Annotated in this window: 16 protein-coding genes; 2 read left to right on the forward strand and 14 right to left on the reverse strand. The window is 46.5% G+C overall.

Translation table 11 applies throughout. The features are described 5' to 3' along the window. Window positions 1-32: 32 nt before the first annotated feature. From QMA41_RS22155 to leuS, 8 genes are all read right to left on the reverse strand, one after another. A complete protein-coding gene (locus tag QMA41_RS22155; RefSeq protein ID WP_281630642.1) occupies window positions 33-815 on the reverse strand; it encodes a septal ring lytic transglycosylase RlpA family protein in 783 nt (260 codons plus the stop codon). Continuing rightward, complete coding sequence (gene rodA / locus QMA41_RS22160) at window positions 816-1,937, reverse strand: rod shape-determining protein RodA (RefSeq protein ID WP_006957355.1); 1,122 nt, start codon at window positions 1,935-1,937, stop codon at window positions 816-818. Beyond that, entirely contained in the window at window positions 1,937-3,820 is a 1,884-nt protein-coding gene (gene mrdA / locus QMA41_RS22165; protein ID WP_281630643.1) for a penicillin-binding protein 2, read from the reverse strand. The genes rodA and mrdA overlap by 1 nt, the downstream gene beginning before the upstream one ends. Window positions 3,821-3,826: 6 nt before the next feature. Continuing rightward, a complete protein-coding gene (gene rlmH / locus QMA41_RS22170; RefSeq protein WP_006957357.1) occupies window positions 3,827-4,297 on the reverse strand; it encodes a 23S rRNA (pseudouridine(1915)-N(3))-methyltransferase RlmH in 471 nt (156 codons plus the stop codon). 3 nt (window positions 4,298-4,300) lie between these two features. Beyond that, window positions 4,301-4,618: a ribosome silencing factor gene (gene rsfS / locus QMA41_RS22175; protein ID WP_006957358.1), complete on the reverse strand. Its 318-nt coding sequence runs from the start codon at window positions 4,616-4,618 to the stop codon at window positions 4,301-4,303. 60 nt (window positions 4,619-4,678) lie between these two features. After that, window positions 4,679-5,692 carry a DNA polymerase III subunit delta gene (gene holA, locus QMA41_RS22180; RefSeq protein WP_281630644.1) on the reverse strand — a complete coding sequence of 338 codons (1,014 nt, stop codon included), beginning with the start codon at window positions 5,690-5,692 and terminating at the stop codon, window positions 4,679-4,681. A gap of 6 nt (window positions 5,693-5,698) precedes the next feature. After that, window positions 5,699-6,331, reverse strand: a complete 633-nt coding sequence (gene lptE / locus QMA41_RS22185) for an LPS assembly lipoprotein LptE (protein ID WP_019277803.1) — start codon at window positions 6,329-6,331, stop codon at window positions 5,699-5,701. A gap of 144 nt (window positions 6,332-6,475) precedes the next feature. After that, window positions 6,476-9,049, reverse strand: a complete 2,574-nt coding sequence (gene leuS / locus QMA41_RS22190; protein WP_281630645.1) for a leucine--tRNA ligase — start codon at window positions 9,047-9,049, stop codon at window positions 6,476-6,478. 138 nt (window positions 9,050-9,187) lie between these two features. Between leuS and QMA41_RS22195 the strand changes: the two genes are divergently transcribed. Further along, window positions 9,188-9,658: a zinc ribbon-containing protein gene (locus tag QMA41_RS22195; RefSeq protein ID WP_006957362.1), complete on the forward strand. Its 471-nt coding sequence runs from the start codon at window positions 9,188-9,190 to the stop codon at window positions 9,656-9,658. A 69-nt stretch (window positions 9,659-9,727) separates the two neighbouring features. Here QMA41_RS22195 and lnt read toward each other — a convergent pair whose 3' ends face one another. The 5 genes from lnt to miaB form a co-directional block, all read right to left on the reverse strand. Next, entirely contained in the window at window positions 9,728-11,236 is a 1,509-nt protein-coding gene (lnt, locus tag QMA41_RS22200) for an apolipoprotein N-acyltransferase (protein ID WP_281630646.1), read from the reverse strand. 38 nt (window positions 11,237-11,274) lie between these two features. Beyond that, window positions 11,275-12,174 (reverse strand): CNNM family magnesium/cobalt transport protein CorC, encoded by a 900-nt coding sequence (gene corC / locus QMA41_RS22205; RefSeq protein WP_006957364.1) that lies wholly within the window; start codon window positions 12,172-12,174, stop codon window positions 11,275-11,277. Window positions 12,175-12,274: 100 nt separating this feature from the next. Then, entirely contained in the window at window positions 12,275-12,745 is a 471-nt protein-coding gene (gene ybeY, locus QMA41_RS22210; protein ID WP_281630647.1) for an rRNA maturation RNase YbeY, read from the reverse strand. After that, on the reverse strand, window positions 12,742-13,839 hold the full coding sequence (locus QMA41_RS22215) for a PhoH family protein (RefSeq protein ID WP_281630648.1): 1,098 nt from the start codon (window positions 13,837-13,839) through the stop codon (window positions 12,742-12,744). Before QMA41_RS22215 ends, ybeY begins: the two co-directional genes overlap by 4 nt. Window positions 13,840-13,947: 108 nt before the next feature. Then, window positions 13,948-15,372 (reverse strand): tRNA (N6-isopentenyl adenosine(37)-C2)-methylthiotransferase MiaB, encoded by a 1,425-nt coding sequence (gene miaB / locus QMA41_RS22220; protein WP_006957367.1) that lies wholly within the window; start codon window positions 15,370-15,372, stop codon window positions 13,948-13,950. A 288-nt stretch (window positions 15,373-15,660) separates the two neighbouring features. Between miaB and QMA41_RS22225 the strand changes: the two genes are divergently transcribed. Beyond that, a complete protein-coding gene (locus tag QMA41_RS22225) occupies window positions 15,661-16,815 on the forward strand; it encodes a 2-octaprenyl-3-methyl-6-methoxy-1,4-benzoquinol hydroxylase (protein WP_281630649.1) in 1,155 nt (384 codons plus the stop codon). A 67-nt stretch (window positions 16,816-16,882) separates the two neighbouring features. Here QMA41_RS22225 and crr read toward each other — a convergent pair whose 3' ends face one another. Continuing rightward, entirely contained in the window at window positions 16,883-17,392 is a 510-nt protein-coding gene (gene crr / locus QMA41_RS22230; RefSeq protein ID WP_006957369.1) for a PTS glucose transporter subunit IIA, read from the reverse strand. Between the last annotated feature and the right edge of the window lie 76 nt (window positions 17,393-17,468).

Below are 17,468 nucleotides of genomic sequence, written 5' to 3' on the forward strand. Positions count from 1 at the left end.
AGTGTGCGGCGTACCTCACACTGGATTGAGGACTACTGGGATTTTATAAAAGCACTCGAATAGCCCATCAGCTTAACTTGTTCTAAGGCCTTTTGCGTCAGCATATAGTCATCAAACGGGCCCAAAAACACGCGGTGCAGGTTTTTATCCGAGCTGATATAGCTCTTTACCGAAAGTGTTTGACTCAGATCTTGCGCTAAAGTTCGTACTCTGTCTTCATGTTGTGAAGACGCAACCTGAACAACGAACTTTGGTAGTGCTTTTTGTTTATGTGCTTCCGTTGGCTTGTCGACAGAGATGATCTCTATTGACACATTGGCAGTGCCTGTACGGACCACATCTAATTTGGTGGCGGCTGCAAAGCTGAGGTCGATAATCCGACCTTCATGAAAGGGACCACGATCGTTAACGCGTACAATGGCTGTTTTACCATTATCTTGATTGGTTACTTTGACATAACTCGGTATCGGTAAGGTCTTATGCGCCGCCGTCATGGAATACATATCGTACACTTCGCCGTTGGAAGTTAGGTGACCGTGGAACTTCTTCCCGTACCAAGATGCCTGTCCTTCCTGAGTAAATCCTTTGGGCTCTCTTATGATCTGGTAGCGTTGTCCACGAAGCGTATAGTCGCTATTGCCGCCCAAACTGTACGGTTCGTACTGAGGGTTTGCATCTTCGATATGATCGACGGAGATCGGGGCATCCGGTGCAATATCGTCGTCTATCGTGTAACGCTTTGAAGGCGCAGAGGAACAACCTGCTAGAATGGTTACGGCGCATAGCGTGCCTAGCAGAGGTTTATTTATTGTCATTTAAGTTGCCTTCGAAAATGCTTTTCTATGAGTGTGGATCGACATTAATATGCCAAAGCCTGCCATTAAGGTCACCATGGACGTACCGCCATAGCTAATCAGAGGCAGCGGAACACCTACTACTGGCAAGATGCCACTCACCATACCAATGTTTACGAATACATAAACAAAGAAGCTGAGCACGATACTGCCGGCCATCATACGGCCAAAAGCTGTTTGCGCTTTACTTGCTAGCACTAGGCCGCGTCCGATGATAAATAGATACAAGCTAAGCAGAATCAGAATACCAATCAGGCCCCATTCTTCGGCGATCACGGCAAAAATAAAGTCGGTGTGACGTTCTGGTAAGAACTCAAGTTGAGACTGGGTCCCTTGTAGCCAACCTTTGCCAGCAATGCCGCCAGAACCAATGGCAATCTTACTTTGGATAATGTGATAACCAGCGCCAAGAGGATCAGACTCCGGGTTGAACAGAGTACGAACTCGGACTTTCTGGTATTCCCTCATCAGGAAGAACCACAAGATTGGCAGAAATGCGCCTAGGCCACAGGCCGCAGCGAAGATGATTTTCCAACTGATACCAGCAAGGAAGATAACAAAAATCCCTGAAGCGGCAATCAGAATCGAGGTACCTAAATCGGGTTGTTTTGCGATCAAAATGGTTGGTACAAAGACCATCACCAACGACATTACAAGAGTCTGAAACGTTGGGGGGAGTGAACGCTTACCAATGAAGCGCGCAACCATTAATGGAACAGCAAGTTTGAGTAGCTCTGAAGGCTGGAAACGAACAAAACCTAGATTTAACCAACGCTGTGCGCCTTTTGAAGCCTCACCAAAAAACAGAACCCCGAACAGCAGCAGAACGCCGACAATGAACATTAGAGGAGCCAGAGATTCATAGGTTCTGGGAGGTATCTGAGCGAGAATTACCATCACACCGAGTGATAGCCCCATACGCATCGCTTGTCGATCCATCATCGCCAGACTTTGGCCACTGGCGCTGTACATTACGACTAGACCGAAGCCCATTAATACCAAAATACCTAGCAGTAAAGGCAAGTCGATATGGAAGCGCTCGAACAGCGCTCGGTTTTGGCCTGTAGCAGGATCAAAATCCATTATTCTTTCGCCTCTTTATCTTCTACTAACACGCGGTCAAAGACCTGCCTGACCACAGGGCCACCTTGTGAAGAGCCTCCGCCCGCATTTTCAAGTACGACCGTCACTACCACTTCAGGTTCTTCCAATGGAGCAAAGCCGGTAAATAGAGCGTGATCTCTTAAGTGCTCAGCAATTTCATCTGCGTTGTATTCTTCATCCTCTGCTAGACCGAATACCTGTGCAGTACCAGATTTACCGCCACTGACGTAAGGCGTATTGTAGAAGGAGCGTCTTGCTGTGCCTTTTTTACCGTGGTTAACCAGTCGCATCCCTTCTATCGACAAGTCCCAGAATTTTTCTTTGACATCAGTAATTGGCGGGTAAGTCTCGATCTCAGACATCACTTGTTTATCAAATTTCTGGCCATTGTCGATGGTAGCTCTCAATAGGTGAGGAGCGATCACTTCGCCTCGGTTAACCAACACTGAGGTCGCTTTCGCAATTTGCATAGGTGTTGCTGTCCAATACCCTTGGCCTACGCCGACAGGAATGGTGTCTCCCTGATACCAAGGTACACGGTGACGAGCCATTTTCCATTCACGAGTTGGCATGTTTGCTTTGCTCTCTTCATAGATATCGATGCCGGTTTTTTCACCAAAACCAAACATCATCATCCAGCGAGAGATTCGATCGATGCCCATGTCGTAGGCTATCTGATAAAAGAAGGTATCCACGGACTCTTCTATTGATTTGACGATATTAACTTTACCGTGTCCCCAACGTAGCCAATCTCGGAAAGGCCTAGTTTTAGAGTTAGGAATCTTCCAGTAACCAGGGTCATTACGCGTGGTGTATGGAGTGATGACGCCTTCTTCCAGAGCCGCTACCGCTAAAAATGGTTTAATTGTCGATGCTGGTGGATAAATGCCGAGAGTGGCTCGGTTAACCAATGGACGGTTCTTATCGTTGAGAAGAGCACTGTAGGCTTTGCCAGAAATGCCATGCACGAAAGCATTGGGGTCGTAGCTTGGGCTCGAGACCATGGCCAAGACACCGTTGTCTTTGGGATCGAGCACTACGGCACTACCACGACGTCCAGCGAGTAATTCGTGAATGTAGAGCTGCAAATTTATATCGAGATTGAGAACGATGTCTTTGCCAGGAACTGGCGGAATGTACTTCAAGGTGCGAATAATACGACCACGGCTATTGACTTCGACTTCCTGATAACCAGCTGTTCCGTGAAGCAGATCTTCGTAATAACGCTCGATACCAAGCTTACCGATATCACGTGTTGCTTGATAGTTAGCGTCTTTTTCCTCGCGGATCAACCGCTGCATATCGCGGTCATTGATGCGCGACACATAACCAATCACATGGGTCAAAACATCGCCGTATGGGTAATGGCGTTTTAAGCTCGCGTTGACAGCGACACCGGGGAACTTATGCTGATTGACCGAAAACTTGGCGACCTGTTCTTGCGTGAGCTGAGTCAGTATTGGTACCGATTTGAAACGTCGGGTTTGGCGTCTTTCTCTTTCGAAACGTTCGACTTGCTCTGGAGTTATTTCAATGAACTCTTGAAGACCACCGATAGTGGCTTCCATATCTTTAATTTTTTCTGGAGTAATCTCCAAATTAAAGACAGGTCGGTTTTCAGCGAGCAGTTGACCATTGCGGTCATAGATCAACCCGCGGTTTGGCGCGATAGGGACGACTTTGATACGATTATCGTTTGAGCGGGTTTTGTAATCTTGGTATTGGTTGATCTGGATGTTATAGAGGTTGGCCACTAACAGGCCAACCATAGTGACAATACCAATGAAAGCGACAATAGCCCGGCTTTTAAACAGCCGTGCTTCTTCTTGATAATCCCTGATTCGGGTACGCTTCCTTAACATTGACGCTTATTCTCGGTGATATGGATGATTAGCAGTGATACTCCAGGCACGATAGAGGCTTTCTGCCATCACGATGCGAACCAGAGGGTGGGGCAAGGTGAGTGCTGACAGCGACCAGCTTTGATCGGCCGCTGCTTTACAAGCTGGAGCTAACCCTTCCGGGCCGCCAATAAGTATGGAAACATCACGGCCATCTAACTTCCAACTGTCTAGTTGCTGCGCCAGCTGAGGGGTATCCCACTTTTTGCCGGGAATATCTAGGGTAACAATTCGATTGCCTTTTGGCACCGCAGCCAGCATGGCTTCGCCTTCTTTTTGCAGAATCCTTGCAATATCGGCATTTTTTCCCCGTTTTCCGGCTGGAATTTCAACAAGTTCCAGTGGCATATCGTGAGGAAACCGGCGCTTATATTCTTGAAAGCCTTCTTCAACCCATTTGGGCATTTTAGTGCCAACGGCGATCAATTGCAGTTTCATCGCTTAGCCCCAAAGTTTTTCCAGTTGATATAGCTCGCGTTGTTCTTCCTGCATAACATGAACAATGGTCGTGCCCATATCAAGGACGACCCACTCACCTTCACTTTCACCATCGATGCCTAGTGGTTCAAGTCCAGCCATTTTTGATTCTTTTGCTACGTGTTCAGCAATAGAGGCAACGTGGCGTTTTGAAGTGCCTGTGCAGATAATCATGTAGTCTGTGATGCTGGATTTGCCTTGAACATCAAGTGTTTTAATGTCCTGTGCTTTCATGTCGTCGGCTTTATCTACTAGAAAATCATTCAGTTCTTCAAGTTGCAAAGTCAGGTCCTCATTTGTTTATTCGGTTTAAAATCAAAGCGGCGCAGTATATCACGCTTTTTAAAGCTTCACTTGTGGCAAGCACATCTCAGTACTTAACTGATGCAATAGTGGCCAACTTGAAATCTCATATTGAGTTTTAGAGATAACTTCGGCTTTAGCAATTAACTGGATTAGCTGAGTGATCTTTGTCTGTGAAAGACGGTTTAACGCCGCAGAGTACAGTGGCCGCTTTGATTGCCATATCCGGTAGCGTTCAAATACTTGTCCTATAGTTTGCGATTGCATTTGCTGCTGCATCGAGAGTAACTGAGTCAACTCTTTCTGAATGGTTCGAAGCAAAATTACCGCTTCAACGCCTTCCGCTTCTAGTTGTCTTAATACTCGCTGAGCTCGGTTAGCTTTACCTGCTAGCAGAGCATCTGACCAGTGGAATGCGGTAAAATGATTGTGTCGGCTCAATGATTCTTCGAGTCTGATGAGGTTTAACTGCCCATCGGGGTACAAAAGGGCGAGTTTTTCCAAGCTTTGTGTCAATGCAAACAAGTTGCCTTCATGCCACTGAGCTAACATTTGAATCGCTTCCGCATCCGGATTCAGGTTCAGTGCTCTACAGCGTGACTGGACAAACTGAGGCAGGCGGCTGAGGTCTGGGGTGAGACAATTTACCCAGCAGCCACGGGAAGATAAGGCTTTAAACCACTTAGCATTTTCTTGGGCTTTGGTGAGCTTAGTGCCAATTACGACTAAAATGATGTCACTGTGCAACACTTCTGAAATGCCTACTAGCTCTTTTGCAATCGCCGCGTTTACTCCTGATTCTGGGAGCTCTAACTCAATCAATTGGCGCGATGAAAACAGGCTTAATGCTTGGCAACTGTCATACACCAAGTTCCAATCAAAGCTGTTGTCTATTGCGAAACGGTGTCGTTCTTCAAAGCCCTGAGTGTAAGCGGCTTTTTGAATGGACTGGCGAGATTCTTGTAGTAGTAATGGCTCATTGCCAAAAATCAGGTAAGTAGGGTGGAGCTGCTTATTGAGCTGCCCCACCAGCCGATCTGCGAAGATTCGCATAGGATACTATTGAACCGCTGAGTTACTGTCAGATGCTCCTTGAGGCTCATCTGACGAATAGGTTTTGATTCGGTACTGCTCTTCGTCTGTTTTTAGTTGGATCTCTTGCTCTTCCATATCAAGCTCGTTAGCTTCGATATCTGCCTTTAAACGTGCCATTTGACGAATGATCTGAGTTGCAGCCAGTTTACGCATTTCATCTTCGATCATATCGCGTTCTACTGACTTCGCCAGCGCTGTTAGCGGGTTATCTAAGTAGCTTCGAGTAACACTGGTTGAAAAGGTCTTCGAACCTAGTTCAGGGATAGTTACACGGTAAGACGCTCGGAAGGTAAGTTCCTTCTCTGCTGCACGAGTATTTTGATAAAGAGAAAGTGTACGTTCACCAACACCTTCACTTACTAAATGAAGATTCGGGATATTGTCAGAAGGCGGAACAACTTCAATCTCACTCATACGCAGTTGGGCTTTCATCATTCGGGTAAACGTACTGTACTGGTCATAACTGGTAAGAGACATCGTGTCGAGATCTTCCGGGATAGAGTAATCACCACGGAGATGGAAACCACAGGCAGACAGCAGGCTCGCTGCAAGTACAACGCTGGTGAGCTTAATAGTTGAGATTGAAAATAGGCGCATTAGTTGATGTTTCTCGATTATTTGAATACTTATCTAAGGCTACTCAGTGAATAGGCTTAGATAAGTAAAGCAGGGTAAATATACCCTGCTTAAGACTTTAGTTTAACGAATTAGTTCGCAACACTTTCTTTACTTTGCAAATGCTTAGTTTGCAACGATATTCAGAAGCTTACCTGGTACGTAAATCACTTTACGAACAGTCTTGCCGTCTGTGAACTTAGTTACGTTCTCATCGTTTAGACCTAGAGCTTCAATATCGTCTTTAGAAATATCGGCTGGAACAGTCAGTTTCGCACGTAGCTTACCGTTAACTTGAACGATGATTAGCTTCTCGTCTTCAACCAGAGCTTTCTCATCGTGTGTTGGCCATGCTGCATTGTCGATGTCAGCTTCGCCAAGACCTACCCACATTTCGCTAGAGATATGAGGAGTGATTGGGTAAAGCATTGCAACAACTGCTTTTAGCGCTTCATCAAGGATTGCACGATCTTGTGCAGATTCTTGTGGTGCTTTCGCTAGCTTGTTCATTAGTTCCATGATCGCTGCGATTGCTGTGTTGAACGTTTGACGACGAGCAACATCATCCGTCACTTTCGCGATAGTCTTGTGAACGTCACGACGAAGTGCTTTTTGGTCGCTAGACAGTGCCGAGGTATCCACTGCTTCTGCCGCGCCTTTCGAAGCGTGCTCGTTTACTAGTTTCCAAACACGTTTCAGGAAGCGGTTAGCACCTTCAACGCCAGACTCTTGCCACTCAAGTGTCATGTCTGCTGGTGAAGCAAACATCATAAATAGACGTACTGTGTCAGCACCGTACTTGTCTACCATCTCTTGCGGGTCGATACCGTTGTTCTTCGACTTAGACATCTTGATCATGCCTGAGTGTTCAACGTCACGGCCAGTGTTGTCTTTCGCTGAAGTGATGCGGCCTTTACCGTCACGTTCAACAGTCACGTCAGTAGGTGCAACCCACTCAGTACCGCCTTTCTCGTTCTCGTAAGAGAATGCATCAGCCAGTACCATGCCTTGACATAGTAGGCGCTTGAATGGTTCATCAGAGGTTACGTAACCCGCATCACGTAGCAATTTGTGGAAGAAGCGAGAGTACAGTAGGTGCATACAAGCGTGCTCGATACCACCGATGTACTGGTCTACTGGTAGCCAGTAGTTTGCTTTTTCTGGATCTAGGATGTCGTCAGCTTGTGGTGAGCAGTAACGTGCGTAGTACCAAGAAGACTCCATGAAGGTATCGAACGTGTCAGTTTCACGTAGAGCTGGTTCGCCGTTAAATGTCGTCTTCGCCCACTCTTTATCAGATTTGATTGGGCTGGTTACGCCGTCCATTACCACGTCTTCTGGAAGGACTACTGGCAGTTGGTCAGCGGGTACTGGGTGAACTTCACCATCTTCAGTGGTTACCATTGGGATTGGTGCGCCCCAGTAACGTTGACGAGATACACCCCAGTCACGTAGACGGAAGTTAACTGTCTTAGTGCCTTTGCCTTCAGCTTCTAACTTCGCTGCGATTGCATCGAATGCTGCTTGGAATTCAAGACCGTCGAACTCACCTGAATCGAACAGTACGCCTTTCTCAGTGTACGCTTCTTCAGAGATGTTCAGTTCGCTGCCGTCAGCAGGCTTGATCACAGGGATGATGTCTAGACCGTACTTAGTCGCGAACTCGTAGTCGCGTTGGTCGTGTGCAGGTACTGCCATTACAGCACCTGTACCGTAGTCCATTAGTACGAAGTTAGCCACGTAAACAGGAACCTCACGGCCGTTCAATGGGTGAATAGCAGTAAGGCCAGTCGCCATACCTTTCTTCTCCATTGTCGCCATTTCAGCTTCTGCTACTTTGTTGTTCTTACATTCTTCAACGAAAGCCGCTAGCTCAGGGTTTGTTTTAGCGGCTTCTGCTGCTAGAGGGTGACCTGCTGCGATACCAACATAAGTCACACCCATTAGCGTGTCTGGGCGAGTTGTGTAAACTTCTAGGTCAGCTTGACCTTTTACTTCGAACTTGAGTTCAACACCTTCAGAGCGACCAATCCAGTTGCGCTGCATGGTTTTAACCATTTCCGGCCAGCCATCTAGCTTGTCTAGGTCATCGATCAGTTCTTGAGCGTATTCAGTAATTTTGATGAACCATTGAGGAATTTCTTTCTGCTCAACGATTGCGCCTGAACGCCAGCCGCGGCCGTCAACAACCTGTTCGTTCGCAAGAACTGTTTGGTCAACTGGATCCCAGTTAACTGTAGACATCTTCTTGTAAACTAGGCCTTTTTCGTAAAGCTTAGTGAAGAACTCTTGCTCCCAACGGTAGTACTCTGGCGTACAAGTTGCGAATTCACGGTTCCAGTCGTAACCCAAACCAAGCATTTTAAGCTGGTTCTTCATGTACTCAATGTTTTCGTAAGTCCATGGTGCAGGTGCCGTGTTGTTCTTAACCGCTGCGTTTTCTGCTGGTAGACCAAATGCATCCCAACCAATTGGTTGCATTACGTTTTTGCCTTGCAGGCGTTGGAAACGAGATACCACATCACCGATGGTGTAGTTACGCACGTGACCCATGTGCAGTCGACCACTTGGGTAAGGGAACATAGAGAGACAGTAGAATTTTTCTTTATTTGGGTCTTCACTTACAACAAAGGTCTTGTTGTCATCCCAGTGCTTTTGAACTTTCTGTTCAATATCTTGCGGGTTGTATTGCTCTTGCATCGATGATATCCGGTTATCTTGGAAATTGTGAGTTCAGTTAGAACAGACATAAATAGATCGTCATAGAATACCTAAAGGAGAGGAGCACAACAATAGCCTACGGGCGCAATTCTCCCGAGTCGCTAGAAGGAGGTCACTATGCCAAAACGTAAAGCAGGTTATGAGGAGATGTTTGAGGATGTTGTGGAAGCACTCAAACATAGCCCAGATGAAGTCAACCACGTTTTTGAAACCTCAGAAAAGGTCGTTGAGGCGGCCAATGATTTGACTAAAGATGAGCTGGCTTTGGTGTCAGCGTATGTGAAGTCAGATTTGAAAGAGTTTGCTGATAGCTATGAGGAATCGAAGGGAGGGCCTTTTTATCTTATGGTGGCAGATTCTATCTGGCAGGGGCTATTGGATATCACAGACCGAACAAAGGTCGAATGGGTTGAATTGTTTGCTGACTTAGAACACCAAGGGTTGTATCAAGCCGGTGAAGTGATTGGGTTAGGTATTTTAGTGTGTGACGAATGTGGTCATAAAACGCAATACAACCATCCAACCGTGATCATTCCATGCACAAAATGTGGTGGGAAGGGCTTTAGCCGCCAGCTTCTGAAACCCTAAATGTAAATGCTTCTACTACTGACAAAAAAGGGGTGACGTTTGTACGCCACCCCCGTGATTAGTCTACTCTTACTTCCTCAAGCGCCAACCGGCGATCAAACTCAGTAGTACCCAAATGTAGAGTGGCCAAGTACCGAGCTCTCGATAGGGGGTTTGCCCTTGGGTGGAGGTGACCTCTGCGCGCAATACCTCTGTTTCAAATTGAGGGATCTGCGCGGTGATGTTGCCCTTGTAATCGGTCACCGCGGTGACACCATTATTAGTCGAGCGAATGACGGGTTTACCTAACTCAAGTGCTCGCATTCGAGCAATTTCCATATGTTGCAACGGGCCGATTGATTTGCCAAACCAAGCATCGTTAGAAAGAGTAAGGATGAAGTCGGTGTCATCTGTGACATTTTCACGTACTTGCTCGTTGAAAATAATCTCATAACACAGTGCTGGTGCCATCTGCTTGCCGTTAGCCTCAATATTGGGCTGTATAAAGTCACCACGACTAAACGAAGACATAGGTAGATTAAAAAATGGCGCTAATGGTCTTAAAATATCCTCAAAAGGCACAAACTCGCCGAAAGGTAATAGGTGATGCTTGTGGTAGCGCTCGCTCATATCAAAGCTGTAATCGCCATAAGGTGTTTTGCCGACAGTAAGAATACTGTTGTAAAACTGGCGATCTTCTCCCTGATTGACCACACCTGTAATGACGGCACTATTGTTCATTTTAGCGGCCGAGTCTAAGTTACTCAGATAGGAAGAGATTTCAAACTCAAACGCTGGAATGGCGGCTTCTGGCCATATGATGATGTCAGCATCCCAGTTTTCGCGCGTCAGATCAGTGTATTTCATTATGGTTGGCCAGCGCTCTTGTGGTAACCATTTCTTCGCCTGATCGACGTTGCCCTGAATTAGGGCTATTTTGGTGGTGCTACCTGGGTCTACTGTTACCCAATTGGCTGACTTAAGCCCATAACCAGTAGAAAAAATAACGGCAGGGATGAGAAGGTGAAGCCACTGTCGCTGGCTAAATGCATAGATGATACTTCCGGCACTGATTATCAGCAGCAGAGTCAGTAATTCAACGCCACCAATCGGGGCAAAATTCGCGAGGGGGCTGTCGATTTGGCTGTAGCCAAGCCATAACCATGGAAACCCTGTCATGACCCACCCGCGCAGCCAGTCACAAATCAGCCAAATCGCTGGAGCGGCAAGCATAAAACGCGTGCGGTTGCTGTGTGGAAAGTAACGGTTAAGGCTCCAAGCAAACAGCGCAGAATAAATTGCAAGATAGCCCACCAGTAGCGCCATGAGAAAAACACTGGCGATTTTCGGCATACCACCAAAATTATCAATGCTGATGTGTACCCAACTGATCCCAGTTGCAAATTGACCAATTCCCCAAGCGTAGCCAATCCATAAAGCACGCTTTGCACTTTGTTGATGAATTAAGGCCAACAATAGCAGTGGGCTGAGGATCGCCAAGGGCCAGAGCTGAAAAGGAGCAAATGCGAAGGTAGTGAGGGCGCCAACAAAAACGGCCGCAAGCGGCCGTTTTAGGCGATGAAAAAGTGTTTTTATCATCGTTATACTTCTGAGTATCCCAGTTCGGGAAATTAGCGTTACTCTTCGGCTGGTTCCGGAAGAGGCTCTTCGTCGGGGATAGTTACTTGAAGCTGTAACACGCGACGATTGTCCGCAGAGGTAACCTTAAAGCTATAATTTTCCAGTTCAACCACTTCACCGCGAGAAGGGAGATGACCGAAAGCTGTCATTACCATGCCACCAACTGTGTCGACTTCTTCATCACTGAATGAGGTGTTGAAGGTGTCATTGAATTCTTCAATTGTCGTTAGGGCTTTTACTGCATAGGTGTGTTTGCTGAGTTTACGAATATCCAGTTCTTCTTCATCGTCGAATTCATCTTCGATTTCACCGACGATTTCTTCGAGAATATCCTCGATAGTCACAAGACCAGAAACTCCACCGAACTCATCTACGACAATGGACATGTGATAACGTTCCTCACGGAACTCTTTTAATAAGCGATCTACTCGCTTACTTTCAGGAACAACAACCGCTGGGCGGATCACCTGTTCGATATCAAATGGCGCACTGCCTGAGCCTAAATATTTAAGTAAGTCCTTCGCTAACAGGATGCCTTCAACATGGTCTTTATCTTCACTGATGACTGGGTAGCGAGAGTGCTGAGCGTCAGTGATAAGGTTAACCAATGCGTCTAAATCGTCGCTACGGTCAACGGTAACCATTTGTGAACGTGGGATCATAATATCGCGCACGCGCATTTCTGCGATTTCCATAACGCCTTCAAGCATGTCTCGGGTGTCATGGTCAATCAGGTCATTTTCTTCTGAGTCGCGGAATACTTCCACAAGCTCCTGGCGATCTTTAGGTTCGCCTTGAAATAGTTGACCTAGGCGTCCGAAGAAGGACTTTCTACTCGGACCTTCAGATTTTTCTTTTTTACCTTCTAGAGAAGAGGGCGAATTGTCTTCGTTCATTGTTTCTCAATTAAGTAACGCTATCAGAAGTGTGATAGCTCACGTTGAGGGCCTGAGAGAGGTAAATAATGAACTCTCAAACCCTCACATGCGAGTGACCCTAAGGCGACTCTTTTTCAGCTATATATGGGTCTTCAAACCCCATACCCAGCATGATTTCTGTTTCGAGGGACTCCATCTCTTCGGCTTCGTCATCCTCGATATGATCATAACCTAGCAGATGCAGGCTACCATGTACAACCATATGCGCCCAGTGTGCCATCAATGGCTTAGATTGCTGATCGGCTTCTTGCTCAACCACCTGTTTACAAATGATCAGATCACCCAGCAGATCCATTTCAATACCCGGAGGTGCTTCGAAAGGAAAAGACAATACATTGGTTGGTTTGTCCTTGCCGCGATAGTCATGGTTAAGCTGGTGGCTTTCTTGCTCATCGACAATACGAACAGTAACTTCGGCTTGAGGCTGAAACTTTGCCACAGCAGAACTTAACCAGAGATGAACATCTTCAAAGTTTGGTAAGCCTTTTTCATCTTCGACTGCTAATTGAAGATCTAGTTCGATGCTCATGACGGTTTCGTCTCCGGAGTCACAGTCGGTTGAGTCGCTGGCGCTTCCTGAAGTTTTGCTTCGCGCTCTTCACGACGACGCTTTTCGTACTCTTTACGCTCTTTTTGATCTTGCGCTTCCCATTTCTCATAGGCATTGACGATACGAGCGACTACTGGGTGTCGAACGACGTCGTCAGACTGGAAGAAGTTAAAGCTGATTTCATCCACTTCATTCAGCACTTCAATCGCATGGCGAAGGCCTGATTTGGCGCCACGTGGTAAATCGATCTGAGTGACGTCACCAGTGATGACCGCACGGGAGTTAAAACCGATACGAGTCAGGAACATCTTCATCTGTTCTACAGTGGTGTTCTGACTTTCATCGAGAATGATAAAAGCGTCATTCAGTGTACGACCGCGCATATAAGCCAAAGGTGCAACTTCAATGACGTTACGTTCAATCAACTTTTCGACTTTTTCAAAGCCAAGCATCTCGAAAAGCGCGTCATAAAGTGGCCGTAGATACGGGTCGACTTTTTGGCTTAGGTCACCTGGGAGAAAACCCAGCTTTTCGCCCGCTTCAACAGCAGGACGTGTTAGTAGAATACGACGAATCTCTTGACGCTCTAGAGCATCTACGGCTGCCGCAACGGCAAGGTACGTCTTACCTGTACCGGCTGGGCCAATACCGAAAGAGATGTCATGCGTGACCATATTGACCAGATACTGAGCTTGATTCGGTGTACGTGGTTTAATCACGCCCTTCTTGGTCTTGATGAAGACTTCTTTACCATGCTCAAGATTTGATTCAGTGTCTTGCTCAAGTACACCCGTCTCTTTGATAGCCAGATGAATTTCTTCTGGTTTAATATCCGGAATATTGCCGCGAACAGGCGCAGTATTGACGTAAAGGGTTTTGATGATTTCCAGCGCAGCCGCTGAGGTATGAGGTTTACCTACGATGGTAAAGAAGTTGCCTCGGTAGCTGATTTCGACACCTAAACGGCGTTCTAAGTGTTTGATGTTGTCATCGAAAGGACCGCACAGACTCGCTAGGCGGCGGTTGTCAGAAGGTTCTAGATCAATCTCTAGAGTCACAATTTTATTGCTCAAAGTTGCCTCTCATTATTGGCCATTTCCTAGAAGCCCGATTTAGACCGGGCTTCCAATGGCTTTATATACCTATATCTAAGATGGTCACTCAGATAGGTATTTTCAAGCTTAAGGCGTAAAGGTTGCTACACCTAGCTCATCTTCGCGTTTTGTTTTTGCCATCATCTGAGTTGGCGAAATCACAGTACGCAGATCCATGTCTTTCTCTGTACGCACAATTTCACCACGTAATGAGTTAGCGAAGACATCAGTAATTTTCACATCGACAAACTGACCGATGAGCTCAGCATTACCTTCGAAGTTCACAACGCGGTTGTTCTCAGTACGTGCGCGAAGCTCCATTAGATTCTTTTTCGAAGGGCCTTCAACCAAAACGCGTTGCTCTGTACCAAGCATCAGACGAGAGAAACGCATTGCTTGCGCATTCACGGTTTGCTGAAGTTCGTACAAACGCTCTTTCTTGGTTTGCTCTGACAGATCACATGGATAGTCGGCAGCTGGTGTCCCTGGACGCGGAGAGAAGATAAAGCTGAAGCTCATGTCGAAATCGACATCTTTGATCAGCTTCATTGTTGCTTGGTGGTCCATATCGGATTCACCCGGGAAACCGACGATAAAGTCAGAGCTGATTTGGATATCAGGGCGTGCTTTACGCAGTTTACGGATAATCGACTTGTATTCGATACCTGTGTGCGGACGCTTCATCATTGTTAGGATGCGGTCGCTACCACTTTGTACTGGCAGGTGCAGGAAGCTCACAAGCTCAGGCGTGTCTTCGTAAACGGCAATAATGTCATCCGTGAATTCAAGTGGGTGACTGGTGGTGAAACGAATTCGGTCGATACCATCAATCGAAGCAACAAGGCGAAGCAATTCTGCAAAGCTACAGATATCACCTTCGTGTGTTGGGCCACGGTAAGCGTTCACGTTTTGGCCTAGAAGGTTCACTTCACGAACGCCTTGCTCTGCTAGCTGCGCGATTTCGAACAAGACATCATCCATTGGGCGGCTGACTTCTTCACCACGCGTGTATGGAACAACACAGTAGGTGCAGTATTTAGAGCAACCTTCCATGATGGAAACAAACGCGGTTGCGCCTTCTGCACGAGGTTCTGGTAGACGGTCAAACTTCTCAATCTCAGGGAAAGAGATGTCCATAACAGGCGCTTCATTACTTTGTGACTGCTTGATCATTTCAGGCAGACGGTGCAATGTTTGAGGGCCAAAGATAACGTCAACGAACGGCGCACGCTCGCGAATGTGGTCACCTTCCTGAGTGGCTACACAGCCCCCCACGCCAATGACAACACCTTCTTTTTTATCTTTAAGGGTTTTCCAACGACCTAGCTGGTGGAATACCTTTTCTTGTGCTTTTTCGCGGATAGAACAGGTATTCAGTAGTAGTACGTCTGCTTCTTCTGGTTCTTCCGTCAGCTCATAGCCGTTAGCAGCATTCAGTAGATCGGCCATCTTAGATGAATCGTATTCGTTCATCTGGCAGCCCCAGGTTTTAATTAGCAGTTTTTTACTCATGTTGTTCGCTCGATCGTTAGTTTAAATTAAGGGAGCAAATCGCCCAGTGTGGAACAGTGTCAACGCTGCATATTTCATGTGGTTGACTATATTTTAGCCGCCCTCTCGGCGGTAAGCGGCGTATTGTACTGCTTTAAAAACCTACTGACTAGTGCTGTCACACATTCAGTTAAATCCTATGTAATGCAAGGGATTTGCCCTTATCTGTGTTGAGGTTTTTAGTTACATTTTAGTAATGAAAAAGTACAATGAAAATCAGCCAGATAATCAACAAATAAAGTACAAATTATGACCAAATATGATGTTGCCGTTATCGGTGGCGGTATGGTTGGTGCGGCGATTGCGATCGGTTTCGCCAAGCAAGGCAGGACCGTTGTTGTCGTAGAAGGTACGGCTCCTCAGCCGTTTTCAGCAGAGCAGCCGATGGATATTCGAGTTTCGGCGATCTCAGAGCATTCTGTCTCCATATTGGAAGATCTGGGTGCATGGCAGGCAACATCACAGATGCGAGTTTGTCCTTATCGCAGGCTTGAAACTTGGGAACATCCAGAATGCAGAACCCGTTTTCATGCTGATGCGCTAAATATGGATCGACTTGGCTACATTGTCGAAAACCGCCTGATTCAGTTGGGGCTGTGGGGGGAATTTGAACGTTATTCTAATATTACGCTTTGCTGCCCAGAACGATTAGATCATATTGAGTTTGGTCAACCTTGCTCTGTTAGCTTAAATTCCGGTCAGTCCTTTCAGGCTGACTTAGTCGTGGGGGCTGATGGAGCAAATTCTCAGGTCAGAACTTTGGCTGTGATTGGCGTGACGGCATGGGATTATCGTCAACATTGTATGTTGATCAATGTTGAGACAGAACTTCCACAGCAAGACATTACTTGGCAGCAATTTACGCCATCAGGGCCGCGTTCGTTTCTTCCGTTGTGTGGCAATCAGGGCTCGTTGGTTTGGTATGATTCTCCTCAGCGAATCAAACAGCTGTGCTCTATGACCAATGAGCAGCTAAGGCAAGAGGTTCTGAGTCATTTTCCTGCCGAGTTAGGCGATATTAAAGTGCTCCAAGCTGGTTCATTTCCTCTAACTCGAAGACATGCACAGTCCTACTCAGCGCTTGGTTGTGTGCTTGCCGGCGATTCGGCGCATACAATAAACCCGCTGGCAGGGCAGGGGGTGAATATTGGCTTTAAAGATGTGGAAGCGCTACTTGAAGTGACGGATGGAAAAACGCATTTTTCGCAGGAAGTACTCAAGCTCTACGAACGCAAACGCCGTCCTGATAACCTGCTTATGCAATCGGGAATGGATTTTTTCTACAAGAGTTTTAGTAACGATCTGGCTCCACTGAAATTTGTCCGCAACGCGGCACTGAAAGTGGCTGAGAATGCTGGGCCGTTAAAAAGTCAGGTGTTGAAATATGCGTTGGGGCTAAAATAACCCAAGAGAGAGGCAATAAAAAACGCAGCTGAGTCGCTGCGTTTTTTTGTATTTGGCTAAGTAAAAATTACTTAGTTACGCGTAGGACTGGTGTTTCACCTACAGATACTGAACCAGATAGTTTGTTCAGCTCTTTGATTTCGTCCATGTTAGAGATAACGACAGGCGTTAGAGTTGATTTTGCTTTCTCTTCTAGAAGCGCTAGATCGAACTCGATGATAGTGTCGCCAGCTTTAACTGTTTGACCTTCTTCTGCAATACGCTTGAAGCCTTCGCCTTTTAGTTCAACAGTATCGATACCAAAGTGAACGAATAGCTCTACGCCGTCATCAGACTCGATTGAGAACGCGTGGTTAGTTTCAAAGATCTTACCGATTGTACCGTTTACAGGAGCTACCATTTTGCTGCCAGCAGGTTTGATAGCAATACCGTCGCCAACGATTTTCTCAGCGAAAACGACATCTGGCACATCTTCGATGTTTACGATTTCACCAGACAGAGGCGCGATGATTTCAATTGCACCTGCGTCAGCACTGTCGTCAGATACTAGCTTCTTAAGTTTGTCAAACAGACCCATTGTGTCATGCTCCTAACGTTTTATTTAATTCTGTCGAATTATAGTATACCAATCTCACAAGATAGACGACTATTTT

It is taken from the genome of Vibrio sp. St2 (assembly GCF_947311885.1).
Classification (GTDB): domain Bacteria; phylum Pseudomonadota; class Gammaproteobacteria; order Enterobacterales; family Vibrionaceae; genus Vibrio; species Vibrio coralliilyticus.